The organism is Rhizorhabdus sp. P4_G5, from assembly GCF_056401065.1.
Genome location: NZ_JBFUKB010000003.1, coordinates 182,708 through 201,160, shown reverse-complemented (window position 1 = coordinate 201,160; position 18,453 = coordinate 182,708). Strand labels below are relative to the sequence as shown.

The 18,453-nt window shown below is 67.2% G+C and carries 23 protein-coding genes; 14 read left to right on the top strand and 9 right to left on the bottom strand.

What is annotated here, in order from left to right; all coding sequences use genetic code 11:
• Positions 1-108 precede the first annotated feature (108 nt).
• Positions 109-1,455: a glutathione-disulfide reductase gene (gene gorA / locus AC1DQK_RS05260; protein ID WP_477868130.1), complete on the top strand. Its 1,347-nt coding sequence runs from the start codon at positions 109-111 to the stop codon at positions 1,453-1,455.
• 127 nt (positions 1,456-1,582) lie between these two features.
• Here the strand turns inward: gorA and hisF are convergent, their stop codons facing one another.
• The 4 genes from hisF to hisB form a co-directional block, all read right to left on the bottom strand.
• Positions 1,583-2,344 carry an imidazole glycerol phosphate synthase subunit HisF gene (gene hisF / locus AC1DQK_RS05255; RefSeq protein ID WP_477868128.1) on the bottom strand — a complete coding sequence of 254 codons (762 nt, stop codon included), beginning with the start codon at positions 2,342-2,344 and terminating at the stop codon, positions 1,583-1,585.
• Positions 2,341-3,069, bottom strand: coding sequence for a 1-(5-phosphoribosyl)-5-[(5-phosphoribosylamino)methylideneamino]imidazole-4-carboxamide isomerase (gene hisA, locus AC1DQK_RS05250; protein ID WP_477868126.1), 729 nt, complete (start codon positions 3,067-3,069; stop codon positions 2,341-2,343). Before hisA ends, hisF begins: the two co-directional genes overlap by 4 nt.
• Positions 3,070-3,172: 103 nt before the next feature.
• Complete coding sequence (gene hisH / locus AC1DQK_RS05245; protein ID WP_477869234.1) at positions 3,173-3,790, bottom strand: imidazole glycerol phosphate synthase subunit HisH; 618 nt, start codon at positions 3,788-3,790, stop codon at positions 3,173-3,175.
• A 5-nt stretch (positions 3,791-3,795) separates the two neighbouring features.
• Complete coding sequence (gene hisB / locus AC1DQK_RS05240) at positions 3,796-4,392, bottom strand: imidazoleglycerol-phosphate dehydratase HisB (protein ID WP_340314251.1); 597 nt, start codon at positions 4,390-4,392, stop codon at positions 3,796-3,798.
• Between the two features lie 130 nt (positions 4,393-4,522).
• On the opposite strand from hisB, the gene AC1DQK_RS05235 reads away from it, so the two are divergent.
• The 5 genes from AC1DQK_RS05235 (at position 4,523) to AC1DQK_RS05215 (ending at position 8,357) form a co-directional block, all read left to right on the top strand.
• Positions 4,523-5,014 (top strand): SspB family protein, encoded by a 492-nt coding sequence (locus tag AC1DQK_RS05235; RefSeq protein ID WP_477868124.1) that lies wholly within the window; start codon positions 4,523-4,525, stop codon positions 5,012-5,014.
• A gap of 199 nt (positions 5,015-5,213) precedes the next feature.
• Complete coding sequence (gene fumC / locus AC1DQK_RS05230) at positions 5,214-6,605, top strand: class II fumarate hydratase (protein WP_477868122.1); 1,392 nt, start codon at positions 5,214-5,216, stop codon at positions 6,603-6,605.
• Positions 6,606-6,724: 119 nt separating this feature from the next.
• Positions 6,725-6,943 (top strand): hypothetical protein, encoded by a 219-nt coding sequence (locus AC1DQK_RS05225; protein ID WP_477868120.1) that lies wholly within the window; start codon positions 6,725-6,727, stop codon positions 6,941-6,943.
• A 61-nt stretch (positions 6,944-7,004) separates the two neighbouring features.
• On the top strand, positions 7,005-7,646 hold the full coding sequence (gene gmk / locus AC1DQK_RS05220; protein WP_477868118.1) for a guanylate kinase: 642 nt from the start codon (positions 7,005-7,007) through the stop codon (positions 7,644-7,646).
• A gap of 147 nt (positions 7,647-7,793) precedes the next feature.
• Positions 7,794-8,357 carry a hypothetical protein gene (locus AC1DQK_RS05215; protein WP_477868116.1) on the top strand — a complete coding sequence of 188 codons (564 nt, stop codon included), beginning with the start codon at positions 7,794-7,796 and terminating at the stop codon, positions 8,355-8,357.
• Positions 8,358-8,364: 7 nt separating this feature from the next.
• Here the strand turns inward: AC1DQK_RS05215 and AC1DQK_RS05210 are convergent, their stop codons facing one another.
• The 5 genes from AC1DQK_RS05210 to AC1DQK_RS05190 all read right to left on the bottom strand — a co-directional run bounded on the left by AC1DQK_RS05210 (position 8,365) and on the right by AC1DQK_RS05190 (position 11,865).
• On the bottom strand, positions 8,365-9,057 hold the full coding sequence (locus AC1DQK_RS05210) for an ATP12 family chaperone protein (RefSeq protein ID WP_477868114.1): 693 nt from the start codon (positions 9,055-9,057) through the stop codon (positions 8,365-8,367).
• Positions 9,054-9,740, bottom strand: a complete 687-nt coding sequence (locus AC1DQK_RS05205; RefSeq protein ID WP_477868112.1) for an HAD-IA family hydrolase — start codon at positions 9,738-9,740, stop codon at positions 9,054-9,056. The genes AC1DQK_RS05210 and AC1DQK_RS05205 overlap by 4 nt, the downstream gene beginning before the upstream one ends.
• Positions 9,737-10,870: an RluA family pseudouridine synthase gene (locus AC1DQK_RS05200; protein ID WP_477868110.1), complete on the bottom strand. Its 1,134-nt coding sequence runs from the start codon at positions 10,868-10,870 to the stop codon at positions 9,737-9,739. Before AC1DQK_RS05200 ends, AC1DQK_RS05205 begins: the two co-directional genes overlap by 4 nt.
• Complete coding sequence (gene crcB, locus AC1DQK_RS05195; RefSeq protein ID WP_477868108.1) at positions 10,867-11,244, bottom strand: fluoride efflux transporter CrcB; 378 nt, start codon at positions 11,242-11,244, stop codon at positions 10,867-10,869. The genes AC1DQK_RS05200 and crcB overlap by 4 nt, the downstream gene beginning before the upstream one ends.
• Positions 11,245-11,352: 108 nt before the next feature.
• Positions 11,353-11,865, bottom strand: coding sequence for a hypothetical protein (locus AC1DQK_RS05190; protein ID WP_477868106.1), 513 nt, complete (start codon positions 11,863-11,865; stop codon positions 11,353-11,355).
• A gap of 93 nt (positions 11,866-11,958) precedes the next feature.
• On the opposite strand from AC1DQK_RS05190, the gene AC1DQK_RS05185 reads away from it, so the two are divergent.
• The 8 genes from AC1DQK_RS05185 to AC1DQK_RS05150 all read left to right on the top strand — a co-directional run bounded on the left by AC1DQK_RS05185 (position 11,959) and on the right by AC1DQK_RS05150 (position 18,434).
• Complete coding sequence (locus tag AC1DQK_RS05185) at positions 11,959-12,180, top strand: hypothetical protein (RefSeq protein WP_477868104.1); 222 nt, start codon at positions 11,959-11,961, stop codon at positions 12,178-12,180.
• Positions 12,180-12,626 carry a cupin domain-containing protein gene (locus AC1DQK_RS05180; RefSeq protein WP_477868102.1) on the top strand — a complete coding sequence of 149 codons (447 nt, stop codon included), beginning with the start codon at positions 12,180-12,182 and terminating at the stop codon, positions 12,624-12,626. The genes AC1DQK_RS05185 and AC1DQK_RS05180 overlap by 1 nt, the downstream gene beginning before the upstream one ends.
• 79 nt (positions 12,627-12,705) lie before the next feature.
• Positions 12,706-13,392, top strand: coding sequence for a Crp/Fnr family transcriptional regulator (locus tag AC1DQK_RS05175; protein ID WP_477868100.1), 687 nt, complete (start codon positions 12,706-12,708; stop codon positions 13,390-13,392).
• 44 nt (positions 13,393-13,436) lie between these two features.
• On the top strand, positions 13,437-14,081 hold the full coding sequence (locus AC1DQK_RS05170; RefSeq protein WP_477868098.1) for a phosphoribosylanthranilate isomerase: 645 nt from the start codon (positions 13,437-13,439) through the stop codon (positions 14,079-14,081).
• Positions 14,078-15,292: a tryptophan synthase subunit beta gene (trpB, locus tag AC1DQK_RS05165; RefSeq protein ID WP_477868096.1), complete on the top strand. Its 1,215-nt coding sequence runs from the start codon at positions 14,078-14,080 to the stop codon at positions 15,290-15,292. The genes AC1DQK_RS05170 and trpB overlap by 4 nt, the downstream gene beginning before the upstream one ends.
• Entirely contained in the window at positions 15,289-16,104 is an 816-nt protein-coding gene (trpA, locus tag AC1DQK_RS05160) for a tryptophan synthase subunit alpha (RefSeq protein WP_477868094.1), read from the top strand. The genes trpB and trpA overlap by 4 nt, the downstream gene beginning before the upstream one ends.
• On the top strand, positions 16,101-16,955 hold the full coding sequence (accD, locus tag AC1DQK_RS05155; protein ID WP_477868092.1) for an acetyl-CoA carboxylase, carboxyltransferase subunit beta: 855 nt from the start codon (positions 16,101-16,103) through the stop codon (positions 16,953-16,955). Before trpA ends, accD begins: the two co-directional genes overlap by 4 nt.
• 150 nt (positions 16,956-17,105) lie before the next feature.
• A complete protein-coding gene (locus tag AC1DQK_RS05150; RefSeq protein ID WP_477868090.1) occupies positions 17,106-18,434 on the top strand; it encodes a bifunctional folylpolyglutamate synthase/dihydrofolate synthase in 1,329 nt (442 codons plus the stop codon).
• Positions 18,435-18,453: the final 19 nt, after the last annotated feature.

Genomic DNA, 18,453 nt, shown 5'->3' with positions numbered 1-18,453 from the left:
CCTGTAGCCTGACCTACTCGCTCGATCACTCTGATGATGACGATCGGTTTGCCCGGCAATCATACCGCCCCCATATCGATGCCGGAACATGAAGAAGGATAAGGGCCGATGGCCGAGTATGACTATGACCTGTTCGTCATCGGCGCCGGTTCGGGCGGGGTGCGCGCGTCGCGGGTGGCGGCCGCTTATGGAGCGCGCGTGGCGGTGGCCGAGGAACATCGGGTCGGCGGCACCTGCGTGATCCGCGGCTGCGTGCCCAAGAAGATGCTCGTCTATGGCTCGCACTTCGCCGAGGACCTTCAGGATGCCGCGCGCTATGGCTGGCAGCTGGGCGACATCCGCTTCGACTGGAAGACGCTGCGCGACAACGTCAACGCGGATGTCGATCGGATCGAGGGGCTTTATACGAACACCCTCACGAACAATGCGGTCGAGATCTTCCACGAGCGCGCGACGGTGTCCGGTGCCAACGAGATCCTGCTCGCGAGCGGGCGAAAGATCACCGCGAAGTTCATCCTGGTCGCCACCGGGGCTTGGCCGGTGGTGCCGAAGGTGCCCGGCGCCGAGCACGGCATCAGCTCGAATGAGGTCTTCTACATCGAAAAATTGCCGAAGCGGGTGGTGATTGCCGGTGCGGGCTATATCGCCAACGAGTTCGCCGGCATTTTCCACGCGCTCGGCTCGAAAGTGACGGTGGTCAACCGCTCCGACCAGATCCTGCGCGGCTATGACGAGCAGATCCGCGACCGACTGTTCCAGATTTCGACCCACAAGGGCATCGAGTTCATCTTCAACGCCTCGTTCGACAAGATCGAGAAGCAGGAGGACGGCTCGCTCTGCGTCCACTTCAAGGACCATGAGAAGTGCGACACCGACCTGCTGCTGTTTGCGATCGGCCGCAGCCCCAAGATCGACGGGCTGGGGCTGGAGGCTGCCGGCGTCGAGATCGATGACAAGGGCGCGATCGTCGTCGACGAGGATAACCGCTCGAGCGTAGCGTCCATCTATGCGATCGGCGATGTCACCAACCGTGTCCAGCTGACCCCCGTCGCCATCCGCGAGGGCCAGGCCTTCGCCGACACGCTGTTCGGCAACAAGCCGCACCGGGTCGATTACCAGATGATCCCGAGCGCGGTGTTCAGCAATCCGCCGATGGCAGGCGTGGGCCTCACCGAGCGTCAGGCGCGCGAGCAATATGGCGACCCGAAGATCTTCACGTCGGACTTCCGGCCGATGCGCAACGTGCTGGCCGGCCGCAACGAACGCTCGCTCTACAAGCTGGTGGTGCATCCGGAGACCGACGTCGTGCTGGGCATCCACATGATCAGCCCCGACGCGCCCGAAATCCTCCAGGCAGCGGCGATCGCGGTGAAGGCGAAGCTCACCAAGGCGCAGTTCGACGACACCGTCGCGCTGCACCCATCGATGGCCGAGGAACTGGTGCTGATGAAATAAGGGTGGGCGTTGTCTTTAGCTCGTCATGCTGAACTTGTTTCAGCATCCACCCATCATCCTTGCAGTCCAGGATCGTGAAACGGTGGATCCTGAAACAAGTTCAGGATGACGAGGAAGAATAGGCCGTCTACGCCCGAACCGGCAGCCCCGCAGCCTTCAGCGCGGCGTGCGCTTGCGCCACGCTGTGCTGGCCGAAGTGGAAGATCGACGCTGCCAGCACCGCGCTCGCGCCGCCGTGCATCACGCCGTCGACGAGATGATCGAGATTGCCGACTCCGCCGCTGGCGATCACCGGCACCGACACCGCATCCGCGACCGCGCGCGTCAGCGCGAGATCATAGCCGTCGCGGGTGCCGTCGCGATCCATCGAGGTCAGCAATATCTCGCCCGCGCCGAGCTCGGCCAGCCGCATGGCATGCGCCACGGCATCGATCCCGGTCGGCTTGCGGCCGCCATGGGTGTAGATCTCCCACTTGCCGGGGCCGACATTGCGCGCGTCGACCGCGCCGACCACGCACTGCGCGCCGAATCGGTTGGCCATGTCGGCGCAGAGCTCGGGCCGCGCCACCGCCGCCGAATTGACCGCGACCTTGTCGGCGCCCGCGAGCAGCAGCGCGCGGGCATCCTCGGGGGTGCGCACCCCGCCGCCGACGGTCAGCGGCATGAAGCAGACCGCGGCGGTGCGCGCTACGACGTCGAGGATGGTGCCGCGCCCTTCATGGCTGGCGGTGATGTCGAGGAAGCACAGCTCATCCGCGCCGGCGGCATCATAGACCTTGGCCTGCTCGACCGGATCGCCGGCATCGGCGAGGTCGACGAAGTTGACGCCCTTGACCACGCGCCCGCCCGCCACGTCCAGACAGGGAATCACGCGAACCCGGACGGTCATGCGCGGGCCACCGCCAGCGCCTCGGCCAGATCGAGCCGCCCGTCATAGAGCGCCCGGCCGGTGATCACGCCTTCGATGCCGTCCGCGGCATGGGCGACCAGCGCATGGATGTCGGCGATGCTCGCCACGCCGCCGCTGGCGATCACCGGAATCGACGCATGGCGGGCAAGCGCGACCGTCGCCTCAACATTGCAGCCCTTCAGCAGCCCGTCGCGGCCGACATCCGTGAACAGCAGCGAGGCGACACCGGCATCGGCGAAGCGATCGGCGAGGTCGGTGATGCTGACGGTCGAGACCTCCGCCCAGCCATGGGTCGCGACATAGCCGTCGCGCGCGTCGACGCCGACGACGATCCTGCCCGGCAGCGCCCTGGCAGCCTCCTTGACCAACTCGGGATCCTGGAGCGCGGCCGTGCCGATGATGACGCGTTCGACGCCCAGGCCGAGCCAGCGGTCGATCGCCGCGCGGTCGCGAATGCCGCCGCCCAGTTCCACCTTGCCCGGAAAGGCCTTGAGGATCGCCTCCACCGCGCCGGCATTCACCGCCTTGCCGGCGAACGCCCCGTCCAGATCGACGACATGGAGCCAGTTGGCCCCCGCCTCGGCGAATTTGCGCGCCTGATCGGCGGGATCGTCACCATAGACGGTCGCACGCGCCATATCGCCTTCGGCCAGGCGGACGACCTGGCCGCCCTTGAGATCGATCGCGGGGAATACGGTTATCATAGCGGTAGAAAAATCCGTTCGTCCCGAGCGAAGTCGAGGGACGCGAGCGTTGCATGACGTGTCTCGACTTCGCTCGACACGAACGGGGACGGCCTAAAGGACATCACGGCCGCCACTCCAGGAATCGCCCGAGGAACCGCAGCCCATAGGCCTGGCTCTTCTCGGGATGGAACTGCACCCCGACGACATTCCCGCGCCCCACCGCCGCGGTGATCGGGCCGCCATGATCGCTGGTCGCCAGCCGGTCGGCGGGGTCGGCCACGTCGAACGCGAAGCTGTGCAGATAATAGGCCTCGCCCGGGACGAGCAGCGCATGATCCCGCGCCGGCACGACATCGTTCCAGCCCATGTGCGGCACCTTGAAGTCCGCGCCGGGGGTCATCATCCGCACATCGCCGCCGATCCAGCCGAGCCCCGGCGTGCGGCCATGTTCGTGGCCCGCATCGGCGAGCAGCTGCATGCCGACGCAGACGCCGAGGAACGGCGCGCCGCGGTCATGCACCGCGCGGTTCATCGCCTCGATCATGCCGGGGATGGCAGCCAGCCCCGCCATGCACGATCCGAAGGCGCCGACGCCCGGTAGCACGACGCGATCGGCCGAGGCGACCAGGTCGGGATCGGCGGTGACGGTGGGATTGCCCCCCGCCGCACGAAGCGCGTTGTCGACCGACCTCAGATTCCCCGCGCCATAATCGATGAGCGCGATCGTCTCGGGGCGCATGCCGGTCATGCGCTGCCCAGCGTTCCCTTGGTCGAGGGAATCGCGTCCGCCTTGCGGGGGTCGATCTCGGTGGCGACGCGCAGCGCACGGGCGAGGCCCTTGAAGCAGCTCTCGACGATATGGTGCATGTTGGCGCCATAGATATTCTCAACGTGGAGCGTGATCCCGGCCGCCTGCGCGAAGCTGTGGAACCAATGCTCGATCAGCTCGGTGTCCCATTCGCCGAGCTTCGGACCGGACAGCGCCACCTTCCACACCAGATAGGGCCGCCCGGAAATGTCGAGCGCGACACGGGTCAGCGTTTCGTCCATCGGCGCATAGGCGTGGCCGTAACGGGTGATGCCGCGCTTGTCGGCGAGCGCCTTGGCGAGCGCCTCGCCGATGGCGATGCCGCTGTCCTCGGTGGTGTGATGCTGGTCGATATGAAGGTCGCCGGCGATCTTCACCGTCAGGTCGATCAGCGAATGGCGCGACAGCTGCTCGAGCATATGATCGAGGAATCCGATGCCGGTGGACACCGTGTAGGCGCCGCTGCCATCGAGATTCATCTCGACCGAAATGTCGGTCTCGCTGGTCTTGCGCGTGATCGATGCGGTCCGCATGGCCCACCCCTGAAGCTGGCTCGAAGCCGGTGTGGCAAATCCTCCACACCGGACGGCGCCGCTATAGCGAGGTTGCGCGACGCTGCAACGCCGACTTGACCGGGCCGGACTCAGCGTCCACCACAGCGCGATGAGCGACCAAGCGCCCGACAGCCTGATTCCCTATGACGAGATCGTCCAGGAGGCGCTCCGCGCCGTGGTCGGCCGGGTGCTGGGCGAGGTCGAAACCGCCGGCGGCCTCCCCGGCGAGCATCATTTCTACATCACCTTCAAGACGCAGGGCGCCGGGGTCGACATCCCCAGGCACCTCGTCGAGCGATTCCCCGACGAGATGACGATCGTCATCCAGAATCGATTCTGGGACCTGAAGGTGAAGCCCGACGGCTTCGAGGTGGGCCTGTCGTTCAACCAGGTCCCGGCCAAGCTGATCATCCCCTTTGCCGCCGTGACCGGCTTCGTCGATCCCGCGGTCAATTTCGCGCTGCAATTCCAGGCGCAGATCGATGATGACGGCGAGGACACCGGCCACAGCTCGGCCGGAAACGACGCCCCGGCAGCCCCGGGAGCTCCGGCCGAGGACGGCTCCAACGTCGTGTCGGTCGACTTTACCCGGAAGAAGTAGAACACGCGACCAGATCCAGAGAGTTGGAAGCCGGGCGCTCATGGCGCTGTGGGCATTCGAGAGGTTGATCTTCGTCTCGTTGGCGTTCGGTTGGTGGCTCACACGCCAGGCCCATGTCTCTTGCGGCATGAAATGGCATTGCGCGTTATGACAGACATGGGTGCCAGCCTGCGCTGGCACGACGATATAGAGATCAGCCATGCCCGACACCCGCACCGAAACCGACAGCTTCGGGCCAATCGAGGTTCCCGCCTCCGCTTATTGGGGCGCACAGACCCAGCGTTCGATCGAGAATTTCCCGTTCGGCCCCGAAGAGCGGATGCCGATCGGGATCGTCCATGCCCTGGCGATCGTGAAACAGGCGGCGGCGAGGGTGAATCGCGGGCACGGGCTCGACCCCAAGCTCGCCCAGGCGATCGAGCAGGCGGCGGGCGAGATCGTCGCCGGCAAGCTCGACGACCAGTTTCCGCTGGTGATCTGGCAGACCGGCTCGGGCACCCAGTCGAACATGAACGTCAACGAGGTGATCGCCGGGCGCGCCAACGAGCTGCTGGCCGGTACGCGCGGCGGCAAGAGCCCGGTCCATCCCAACGACCATGTCAACATGGGCCAGTCCTCGAACGACAGCTTCCCGACCGCGCTGCACGTCGCCGCCGCGCTCGCGGTGCACCAGCGTCTCTATCCCGCGCTCGATGCGATGCTCGCCGACCTGCTCGGCAAGACCGCGGCGTGGGACGATATCGTCAAGATCGGCCGCACGCATCTGCAGGACGCCACCCCGCTCACGCTCGGCCAGGAGTTTTCGGGCTATGCCGCGCAGCTGATCGCTTGCCGCAAACGCCTCGAAGGCGCGGTGACCGGCGGCATGATGAAGCTTGCGCAAGGCGGCACGGCGGTCGGCACCGGGCTGAACGCAGCCCCCGGTTTCGCCGAGGACATCGCCGCCGAAATCGCCCGGCTGACCGGCCTGCCCTTCGTCACCGCTCCGAACAAATTCGAGGCGCTCGCCTCCAACGATGCGCTGGTCCACCTGTCGGGCACTCTCGGCACGCTGGCTGTCGCGCTGGGCAAGATCGCCAACGACATCCGCCTGCTCGGCTCGGGCCCGCGCGCCGGAATCGGCGAGCTGACCCTGCCCGAGAACGAACCCGGCAGCTCGATCATGCCGGGCAAGGTCAATCCCACCCAGGTCGAAATGCTGACGATGGTGGCCGCGCAGGTGATCGGCAACCATCAGGCGGTTACGATCGGCGGGCTGCAGGGCCATCTCGAACTCAACGTGTTCAAGCCGCTGATCGGCGCGGCGGTGCTTCGCTCGATCGCGCTGCTGTCGACCGGCATGGAGAGCTTCACGCGGCGCGCGCTGGCCGGTCTCGAACCCGACCGACAGCGGATCGCCGATCTGGTCGGCCGATCGCTGATGCTGGTGACGGCGCTGGCACCCGAGATCGGCTATGACAATGCCGCCAGGATCGCCAAGCATGCACATGCACAGGGCCTGACCCTGAAGGAAGCCGGCCTGGCGCTGGGCCTGGTCGACGAGGCGATGTTCGACCGGATCGTGCGGCCGGAAGACATGGTGGGAAGATAGCAGCATCTTACCACCGTCATTCCAGCGAAAGCTGGAATGACGCGGCAGAGTTAAAACGATAAGGAACTTCCACCTATCCCGCGCGATTCCTTGTCAAATCAGTTCCATAGGAGACACGCATGATCGGCAAGATTCTGGGCGCCCTGGTGGGCCGCGAGATCGACCGACGCGACGGCCGGGGCGGGCTCAAGGGTGCGGTTCTCGGCGCGGCCGGCGCCGGCCTCATCCGCCGCGCCGGCCCGATCGGCCTGCTGATCGGCGGCGCCTGGGTCGCCAAGAAAGCGATGGACCGTCGCAAGGCCGACCGCGCCGCAGGGAGCATCTCTTCGCACGAATGACGCGCCGCGAGCGGCACGATCTCGCATTGACGCGGACGCCTTGTCCGATGCAAGTGCCGCCATGGCCCATCTTTCGCTCAAGCGCCGTGGCGTGCTGTTCGTCCTCTCCTCGCCTTCCGGGGCGGGCAAATCCACCATCGCCCGCCGGCTGCTCGCGTCCGACGACCATCTCAAGATGTCGGTCTCGGCGACGACCCGCCCGATGCGGCCCGGCGAGGTCGAGGGTGTCGATTATCATTTCGTCGACCTCGAGCATTTCCGCGAAATGGCATCGAAGCACGAGTTCCTCGAATGGGCGCATGTCTTCAACCATCGCTATGGCAGCCCCAAGCAGCCGATCGAAGACATGCTCGCGGCCGGACTCGACGTGCTGTTCGACATCGACTGGCAGGGCGCGCAGCAGCTTTACCAGACCTGCGGCGGCGATGTGGTCCGCGTCTTCATCCTGCCGCCGTCGATGGAGGAGCTCGAGGATCGGCTGCGCCGCCGCGCGACCGACAGCGAAGAGGTGATCAACGGCCGGATGCAGCGCGCCGCCGCCGAGATCAGCCACTGGGACGGTTATGACTATGTCCTCATCAATGACGACATCGACCGCTGCTTCGCCGAGGTGAAGGATATCCTCGAAGCGGAGCGCCTCAAGCGCAGCCGCCAGACCGGCCTGATCGGTTTCATCCGCAAGCTGACGACGCCCGCGGCATAACGCAGGCCAGCGCAGTCGCGGCGCAGGACATGGCGGCGTCCAGGGCGCCGCGCAAGCCGACCGCTGCAACGCCCCACCGCAGTTTGGCTTGCATGCGATGGCATTGAGCCTAGCCTGCCGCGATCTGGTTTGGAGAGGAGGCAGCCCATGGCCAAGACCTTGATCGGCGGCGTCGTCGCCGGGATCGCGCTGTATCTGGTAGGGTTCCTGTTCTGGGGAACGCCGCTGAGCCTGCTCGCCTTCAACAGCATCGGCGAGCCGCAATCGGCGGCGCTCCAGCAGGCGCTGGCGGAAACGCTGACGACGAGCGGCACCGGCACCTATCTGGTGCCCGCCACCGGCACCGCGGCCGGCGACCTGCTTTACGCCCGCGGCCCGGTCGCGATGGTGCATTTCAACACGTCCGGCTTTCCGGTCGTCGACTCGGGCGCGCTTCTGTCCGGATTCCTGCTCGCGATCGTTACCGGCCTCATCATCGCCCTGGCGCTCGGCGCCATTGGATCGCGGGTCACCGACTTCTTCAGCCGCGCCCAAGTCGCGGTGCTGTTCGCGCTGGCGGGCACGCTCTATACCGAGCTCGGTCAGCCGATCTTCAACCATTTCGGCTTCGGCTACTGGACCTACCTCTTCCTGAGCGACTTCATCGGGCTGTCGGTGGCAGGCCTGATCATCGCGCGCTGGTTCCTGCCACGCGGCGGAATTCAGAGCTGAAGAGCCGCTAGACGAGTAACCCCAGAAACCGCGCCGCCGCCCTGAAATCCGCCGATCGCGCGTCGCGGGCGAACGTGGCCAGCTCGTCCTCGCCCCATTGCTCGACCTGCCACAGCTCGTCGAGGTGCGCCGCGTCGAACGCCGCCCGGCCATCGATCTCGCCTTCGGCCAGCGCCAGCGCGATCACCAGCGAGCCCGATATGGTGATCAGCTGCTGCAGCCCTGCGAGCTGGAAGTGCCCATAGCCGCGGATCGCCGCGCTCAATCGGGCGATGGTTTCATCGGGCTGGGGGCAGTGGATGATGCCATGCACGATCTCGAACTCGATCCCGTAGCGCTGCTGCGCCCAGTCGATCAGCGGGTCCCAGCACTCGGCCTGGTGCCCAACCAGCTCGGCCGGGCTCTCGGCCCGATAACACAGCAGGTCGGTCTCGGCATAGACGGCCAGCATCTGCGCGAAAGCGGCAGGATCGGGCGCGATCTGGTCGATTGCGGCGTTGGCGAGGCCGGTCAGCGGCATCGATCGCGGATCGATGGTTTCGGCCTGCGCCTCCCATTCGGCAGCGACCGCGGCTGCGAGCGCCGGCGTGGGCAGCACGAGTTCGAGGCGGGCGGGAGTCTTGACGGCCCGACCGTCGAGCCGGATCGCGCCGCCGCCGGCCACCGGCTCGACCGACACTGTCTTGTAGAAACGCTTCACGCTTTCGCCACCATCGCCCGCCGGAGGATTTCAGGGAGCTGATCGGGGCTTTCCGCGACGAAATGCGCACCCTCCTCGAACAGCTCCGCGGTCAAATGATAGCCCCAGGACACGCCGACCGCAGTGCAGCCCGCGGCAACCGCCATGCCGATATCGAAGCTGGTGTCGCCGATCATCGCGCTCGTTCCCGGCCGCGCGCCGGCATCGGCCATCGCCTGCTCGATCATCGCCGGGTGCGGCTTTGACGGGTGCCGGTCGGCAGTCTGCAACGACACGAACATATCGGCTATGCCATGGACGTCGAGGCAATGGCGCAGGCCGCGATCGGATTTGCCGGTGGCGACCGCCAGCAGCCAGCCATCGGCCTCGAGCGCATGCAGTACCTCGACGATGCCCGGAAACAGTGGTTCCTCGACCTGGCCAGCACCGCGCAGCGCCTGGAAAGCGCGCTTGTACATGTCCCCGAGCCGGGCATGGAGCGCGGGCTCTCCCTCCGGCAGCAATGCGCGCATCGCCTCGGTCAGGCTGAGGCCGACGACCCGGCGGATGGCGCCATGGGCCGGCGGCACCAGCTGCTCGGCGCCGAAGGCGTCGATCATCGCGCGGCAGATATTCGCCTGGCTGTCGACCAGCGTGCCATCGCAGTCGAAGATCGCCAGCCGGTTGGCGGCGCCTGCGCTCATTCGCGGTTCCGGCCGCGCCGCTCGCCGCGCCGGGCCTTGCGGGCGTCCTTGGCCTTGTGGGCGATCGCGCGACGCCTGCCTTCGGCGGTTTCGGAGAATTTGACGTCGTCCACAGGCAGGGCGTTGCCCTTGCTTTCCTCGAAGCCCAGGTTGCGCAACGTCTCCGCGAAATGCTCGGGGAGCTCGGCGACGACGTCGACCACGCCGCCATCGGGATGATCGACCTTCAGCCGCCGCGCGTGGAGATGCATCTTGCGGCTGATCGTGCCGGACAGGAAAGCTTCGGCGCCGCCATATTTGCCGTCGCCGACGATTGGATGGCCGATCGCCGCCATGTGGACGCGCAGCTGATGGGTGCGTCCGGTATAGGGCTGCAGCTCGACCCAGCAGGCGCGGTTGCCGGCGCGCTCGATCACTCGATAGCGGGTGCGCGCAGGGCTGCCTTCCTTCTCGTCGACGTGCATCTTCTCGCCGCCGGTGCCGGGCTGCTTGCCGATCGGCAACTCGACCATGCCGTCGGTGATCGAGGGCACGCCGGTGACGATCGCCCAATAGACCTTGCGCGCGGTGCGGCTGCTGAACGCCTTGGCGAAGTGCGCCGCCGCGCGCGAGGTGCGCGCGAGCAGCAGCACGCCCGACGTATCCTTGTCGAGCCGGTGGACCAGCTTGGGCCGGTTCTCAGCTTCGAACTGGAGCCCGTCGAGCAGCCGGTCGACATGATGCTCGGTCTTGGTGCCGCCCTGCGTGGCGAGACCCGGCGGCTTGTTGATGACGATCGCCTGGCGGTCCTGGTGGATGACGAAGCCGCGGACCAGCTCGGTTTCCTCCGCCGACAGCGGCTCGCGCGGGGCCTTGGGACGCGGCGCCTTCGCGGCGGTGGCGGCCGCTGCGGCGACCTCGGGCGGGGGCAGGCGGATCATCTGTCCCGCTTCGAGCCGGTCGCCGGGCGCAGCGCGCTTGCCGTTGACGCGCAGCTGGCCGGTGCGCGCCCAGCGCGACACGATGTTGAAGCTGGTGTCCGGCATGTGCCGCTTGAACCAGCGGTCGAGCCTGATGCCGTCGTCATCGTCGGCGACCACGAACTGGCGCATCTCGGCCTGGGTGGCGCCGGTGGCGGGAGCTTCACTCATGCCAGTGTCCGCCCGAGGCCGAGGCCGAGGAACAGCATCAGCACGGACCCCGCGACCGACGACACCGCATAGGCGCCCGCCATGACATATTCGCCGCGCGACAGCATGTTGAAAGTCTCCAGGCTGAACGCCGAAAAGGTGGTGAAACCGCCCAGCACGCCGACGCCGAGGAACAGCCGAAGCGGCTCGCCCTCGATCGGCGTGCGCGCGATCACCCCGGCGAGCACGCCCATCAGCAATCCGCCCAGCAGGTTGACGAGCCAGGTACCGAACGGAAAGCCGGGGCCCAGATTCCTGAGCGCGACCGTGCCGATATGGTAGCGAAAGCCTGCGCCGATGGCGCCGCCGAGCATGACGAGAAAAAGCGGGGGCATGGCGGCCCTTTAGCCGCAAGGGCGATTGGGCGCCAGTGGCGGCTTGGCTTGTTGCCGCCCCGACATGGCCGGATGGCGAGTCGAAGGGTCGGGGCCTGGAGTCGGACCCTAGCCCTTCACGAGAATCCGTCCGGCGGTGCCGCCCGCGGCCGGCGCCGTTTCTATGATCACGGCATCGCCGCCCGGCTTCGTCGCCGTCAGCGTTACCTTGCCGCCGGAGCCGGCGACGCTGGTTCCGCTGAACCCGCTGGCGCGCACCGCCCTGGCATAATAAGCGGCGAGCAGATCGGGCGCGGCGGGGCTGGTGAAGCGCATCTCGACGACCCCGTCGCTGGCGCCCTCGCGCGCCGTGACGTTGAGGCCGTTCAGCTTCGTCCCCGGGTATAATTTTATCCCGTCGATATCCATGTCGTCGCCGCTCAGCGAAATCCCGGGGACTTTCATTCGGCCGTCGAGCCCGGGGATCGCGATCGACACGCCCTGCGTCCCGTCCGGCTGCGCAATCGCGACGTCGCGATCGGCGTCGGGCTTCGCCGACCCCTGGCCGTCCTTGCCGACCTTCAGCTCGCAGGCGGCGAGCAGCAGCATCGGCACCGCCAGCCCTGCCATGGCCTTGCGCATCCTGTCCTCCTCCTCGGCGGCGTCTCCCGAAACTGTATTATATTAGCAGTACAGCTGTTGCAATCCGAACCTTCATCGGCGATGCTTGGCGCCATGTTCAATCTCGTCTCGCTGATCATCGGCTTCATCGCGCTCGGCGGAGCGATCCTCGGCTTCTTTCCGTTCCTCGGCTGGATGAACTGGGCGGTGGTGCCGCTCGCGCTGATGGGTGCCGGCTTCGGCATGGTGTCGCAGCACGACAGCGGGCGGCGTCTCAACAGCTTCGTGCTGGTGGTCGGTATCGTCCGGCTGATCATCGGCGGCGGCCTGTTCTGATGGATCCCCAGGCGCTGATCGCATCGCTCGGCCTCGCCCCCCATCCCGAGGGCGGCTGGTATCGCGAGACATGGCGCGAAACGGCGGGGCGCGAAACGGCGGGCGGCGACCAACGCGGCCATGCCACCGCCATCTATTTCCTGCTCGAAGCTGGCCAGCGTTCGCACTGGCACCGGGTCGACGCTGCCGAAATGTGGTTGTTCCATGCCGGCACCGCGATCGATCTGCGGATGGCGCCCGGCGACTCCGGGGCGGTCGAGACGATCCGGGTCGGCGTGGACGTCGCGGCGGGCGAGCGGCCACAGGCGCTGGTACCGGCCGGCTGGTGGCAGGCGGCCGAGACACGCGATGGCTGGGCGCTGCTGAGTTGCGTCGTGGCGCCGGGGTTCGACTTCGCCGGCTTCGAGCTCGCCGCGCCGGATTGGCAGCCCCGATCCGCGCCCTGAGCCCCTTGCTTGCCAACAACGATGAAAGTCGGCACTTTGCACGCGCCGGAGGATGGGGATCCGACCGGGGGGATATTCGATGACGCCAGCCGAGCTTGCCGCGCACCTGCCGAAGGGCAGCGTGTTCGCCGAATGCGATGACGCCCAGCTTGCCGACCTGCTCAGCGTCGGCAGCGTCCACGCAACCCGCGCCAATGACGAGATCTTGCGCCAGGGCGACGAGGGCACCTCGCTGGTGATCGTGCTCGACGGCGTGGTGCGCATCTCGATGGTCACCCCCAATGGCCGTGAGATCATCCTCGATTATGCCGAAGCCGGCACCGTGATCGGGGAGATTGCGGTGCTCGACGGCCAGCCCCGCACCGCCTCGGCGACCGCCATGTGGGCGGGCCGCTTTTTCCGCCTGTCGCGCACCGCCTTCGAAGGCTTCATCGAGCGCCATCCCAAGGTGGCGATCCGGCTGCTGCGCGAAATGGCGCGGCGACTGCGCGAAACCGACAGCACCATCGAGAGCGACCGCGCCTTCACGACCGGCCCGCGGCTCGCCCGCTACCTGAAGCGGCTGACGGACCAGAAGGTCCACGGCACGCGGCTGACGCGCGATCTCAGCCAGTCCGAATTGGGCAGTTTCGTCGGCATCAGCCGCGAGAATATCAACCGCCAGCTCGCCGCCTGGGCTAGCGAAGGCGTGATCGAGCTCACCCAGGGCAAGATCCGCATCGTCGATTTCGAGTATCTGACCCAGATCGCCGAGGCGGTGGACTAAGCGGCAAGCTTGACCTTGCCCCGTGCAAGGCCGACATGCCCGCCATGAATCGCGTCAGCGCCAAAATCTGTGGGCTTTCGTCTCCCGAGACCGTCGGTGCGGCGGTGCGGCTGGGCGCCAGTCATGTCGGTTTCGTCTTCTTTCCGAAGAGTCCGCGCAACGTCACCCCCGAGCAGGTAGCCTCGCTTACCCCGATCGTGCCGCCGCAGATCGGCAAGGTCGGCGTGTTCGTCGATGCCGACGATGCCCTGATCGACCAGGCGATCCTGGTCGGCGGGATCGACACGCTCCAGCTCCATGGCAGCGAGCCGCCCGAACGAGTCGCCGGACTGCGCGCCCGCCATCCGAAGATCGGCCTGTGGAAAGCGGTTCCGGTCCGCACCCGCACCGACCTGCAGGCGGCGCGGTCCTATGCCACGATCGCCGACCTGATCCTCTACGATGCCAAGACCCCGGCAGGCACGCTGCCCGGAGGCATGGGCCTGCGCTTCGACTGGACGCTCCTCGACGGCTTCGCCCATCCCCAACGCTGGGCGCTATCGGGCGGGATCGATGCCGCCAATGTCGAGCGTGCGGCGGCCATCACCGGCGCGCGGCTGATCGACATCTCCTCCGGCGTGGAAACCGCACCGGGGATCAAGGATATGGACAAGATCGCCGCCTTCCTTCAACGGATCGCATCATTATGACCGCCATTCCCAACACTCTGCGCAACGGCCCCGACGAGCGCGGGCTTTTCGGCCAGTTCGGCGGCCGCTATGTCAGCGAGACGCTGATGCCGCTGATCCTCGATCTCGAGCGTGAATATCGCGCGGCGAAGGCTGATCCCGCGTTCAAGGCCGAGTTCGACGACCTGATGACGCATTATGTCGGTCGCCCCAGCCCGCTTTATTATGCCGAGCGGCTGACCGAGCATCTCGGCGGCGCCAAGATCTATCTGAAGCGCGAGGAACTGAATCACACCGGCGCGCACAAGATCAACAACTGCATCGGGCAGATCCTGCTCGCCCGCCGGATGGGCAAGACCCGCATCATCGCGGAAACAGGCGCCGGCCAGCACGGGGTCGCCACCGCGACGGTCGCGGCGCGCTTCGGCCTGCCCTGCACGATCTTCATGGGCGCGGTCGATGTCGAGCGGCAGCAGCCGAATGTCTTCCGGATGCGGTTGCTGGGCGCGGAGGTCCATGCCGTCACCTCGGGTTCGCAGACCCTCAAGGACGCGATGAACGAGGCGCTGCGCGACTGGGTCGCGAACGTCCACGACACTTTCTACATCATCGGAACCGCAGCCGGCCCGCACCCTTATCCCGAGCTGGTGCGTGATTTCCAGTCGGTGATCGGCACCGAAACCCGCGAGCAGATGCTGGCGGCGGAGGGGCGCCTGCCTGACATGCTGATCGCTCCTGTCGGCGGCGGATCGAACGCGATCGGCCTGTTCCACCCATTCCTCGACGACCCGCAGGTCGAGATGATCGGCGTCGAGGCGGCGGGCGAGGGGATCGACAGCGGCAAGCATGCCGCCAGCCTCGCCGGCGGCGAACCCGGCGTGCTCCACGGCAATCGCACCTACCTGCTCCAGGACGAGGACGGCCAGATCACCGAGGCACATTCGATCTCGGCGGGGCTCGACTATCCGGGGATAGGCCCCGAGCATAGCTGGTTGCACGACATCGGCCGGGTGAACTATGTCCCCGTCACCGATGCCGAGGCGCTCGACAGCTTCCAGCGGCTGGCCAAGCTTGAAGGCATCATCCCGGCCCTGGAGACGGCGCACGCCCTCGCCGCGGTCGAGAAGATCGCGCCGGGCCTCCCCGCCGACAAGCTGATCGTGGTCAATCTGTCGGGGCGCGGCGATAAGGATATCTTCACCGTGGCGAAGGCGCTGGGAGTAGAAATATGAGCCGCCTTGCCGACAGCTTCGCCCGCACGCGCGCCGAGGGCCGCGCTGCGTTGATCGCGTTCGTCACCGGCGGCGATCCGACGCCGGGCGACACGGGCGCGATCCTCGATGCGCTGGTCGAGGGCGGCGCCGACGTGATCGAACTCGGCATGCCGTTCACCGATCCGATGGCCGACGGGCCGGCGATCCAGCGCGCCAATCTGCGCTCGCTGGCCGCAGGCACCACCACGGCGGATCTTCTCGAGATCGCCAGCGCGTTCCGCACCCGCCATCCCAGCGTGCCACTGGTGCTGATGGGCTATGCCAATCCGATGGTCCGCCGCGGCGCGCCCTGGTTCGCCGCGGAAGCCGCTCGCGCCGGGGTGGACGGCGTGATCTGCGTCGACATCCCGCCCGAGCAGGACGCCGAGCTTGGCCCGGCGCTACGCGCGGCAGGGCTCGACCTGATCCGCCTCGCCACGCCGACCACCGATGCCGCGCGGCTTCCGGCCGTGCTGGAAGGCGCGTCCGGCTTCCTTTATTATGTCTCGGTGGCAGGCATCACCGGCCTGCAGCAGGCGGGGCAGGCCAGCATCGAGGCCGCCGTCGCCCGCTTCAAGGCGGCGACCGACCTGCCGGTGGCGGTCGGTTTCGGCGTGCGCGGGCCCGAGCAGGCCGAAGCGATCGGTCGCGTCGCCGATGGCGTCGTCGTCGGCTCCGCGATCGTCGAGCTGATCGGCGAGCATGGCGCGGGCTCAGCGCCGCTGGTCCGCGATTTCATTTCCACCTTGAGCGCGGCGGTCCGTCGCGCCGTCAGGGAGAAGGCCGCATGAGCTGGCTCGACAGTGTCCGCAAGAAGATCCCGTTCATCGCCAAGCGCGAGAGCCCCGACAATCTCTGGCATAAATGCCCCGCCTGCCAGCAGATGATCTTCTCGAAGGAATATGAGGCAAACCTGTCGGTCTGCCCGAAATGCAACCATCATGGCCGGATCGGCCCCGGTGCGCGCTTCGACCACCTGTTCGACGGCGGCGTCCACACCGTGCTGCCGAGCCCGCAGGTCCGCGAAGATCCGCTGAAGTTCCGCGACACCAAGCGCTACAGCGATCGCATCAAGACCGCCCGCACCGCGACCGGCGAGCAGGACGCGCTGATCAACGCCCGCGGCACGATCGAGGGCTTCAGGGCGGTGGTCGGCGTGCAGGACTTCGCCTTCATGGGCGGATCGATGGGCCTAGCGGTGGGCAGCGCCTTCATCGCCGGCATCGACGCGGCGATCGCCGATAAATGCCCCTATATCATCTTCACCGCGGCGGGCGGCGCGCGCATGCAGGAGGGCATCCTCTCGCTGATGCAGATGCCGCGCACCACCGTGGCGATCGCCAAGCTGCGCGAGGCCGGGCTGCCCTATATCGTGGTGATGACCGATCCGACCACCGGCGGCGTCACCGCCTCCTACGCCATGCTGGGCGACATCCAGATCGCTGAGCCGGGCGCCCTGATCGGCTTCGCCGGACAGCGGGTGATCGAGCAGACGATCCGCGAGAAGCTGCCCGAAGGTTTCCAGCGCGCCGAATATCTGCTCGAGCACGGCATGCTCGACATGGTCGTCGACCGTCACAGCCTGCGCGCCGAGCTGGCGCGGCTGATCGACTTCCTCTGCCCTGGGAAAAAGGCGGCCTAGCCTCAGCGGCAGGACAGGACTATCCTCTCCGTCATTCCCGCCAAAGCGGGAATCCATGGGGGAGGGGCGATGGAGGATCTAACCTTCCCTGGCCGTAAATTCCCGCTTTCTGGGGAATGACGGACCGTTTTACGAGAACGCTTCAGTCGTATGGCCGACCACGCTTCCTCCACCGACCCGGCCGTCCAGGCCCAGCTCGATCGCCTGACGCTGCTTTCCCCCGGCGCCGATATCCTCGGGCTCGAGCGTATCTCGCAGCTGATGGAGCGGCTCGACCACCCCGAGCGCAGGCTTCCGCCGGTGTTCCACGTCGCCGGCACCAACGGCAAGGGATCGACCTGCGCCTATCTGCGCGCGGCGATCGAAGCCGCAGGGATGAGCTGCCATGTCTTCACCAGCCCCCATCTTATCCGCTTCAACGAGCGCATCCGCATCGCCGGCGAGCTGATCGCCGATGCCGAGCTTGCGCCGCTGCTCGCCGAGGTGCTCGATGTCGCGGACGGCATCGGCGCAAGCTTCTTCGAGGTCACCACCGCGGCTGCGCTGCTCGCCTTCTCGCGGGCGCCGGCCGATGCCTGCATCATCGAGGTCGGGCTCGGCGGACGGCTCGATGCCACCAACATCATCCCCGCGCCGTTGATCTGCGGGGTCGCGCAGCTCGGGCTCGATCATCAGAGCTTCCTCGGCGACACGATCGAGGACATCGCCGCCGAAAAGGCCGGCATCGCCAAGCGCGGCGTGCCGATCGTCACGCTCCATTATCCGGCGACGATCGCCAATCGCGTCGGCCAGGTAATCGATGCAGCGGGCGCCATCTGGCATATGAAGGGCGGATCCTGGGATGCCGCCGCCTATCAGGGCCGGCTCCATTATCGCGATGGCGCGGGCAAGCTCGATCTGCCGCTTCCGGGCCTTGCCGGGCAGCATCAGGCGATGAATGCAGGCCTGGCGATCGCCATGCTGCGACAGCAGGACGCCCTCGCCATCCCCGCCTCGGCGCTACGCGCCGCAATGGGCTGGGCCGACTGGCCGGCCCGGCTTCAGAATGTCCGCGGCGGAGCCCTCGTCGAAAAGCTGCCGCCCGGGGCCGAGCTGTGGATCGATGGCGGCCACAATCCGTCTGCGGGCCGCGTTATCGGCGACTTCCTGCGCAGCCATGTCGCGATCGACCGGCCGCTGCACATCGTCATGGGCCTGCTCGAGAACAAGGACGCCGCCGGCTTCCTCGCCGCCATGGGACAGCTGCACGCCCGCTTCCACATGGTTCCGGTGCGGGGCCACGCCCACCACAGGCCAACCGAACTGGCGGAGATCGCCAGCCTGGCTGGGTTCACCGCGGTTGCCTGTGACGGAATCGAGGCGACGATCGCCGCGATCGCACGGCGTCATGCCGGTAGCGCGCCACCCACCGTGCTGATCGCGGGTTCGCTCTACCTGGCCGGCGAGGCGCTGGCGCTGAACGGAACCGTTATCGATTGAAGCCCTGTCCCTGCCCCGA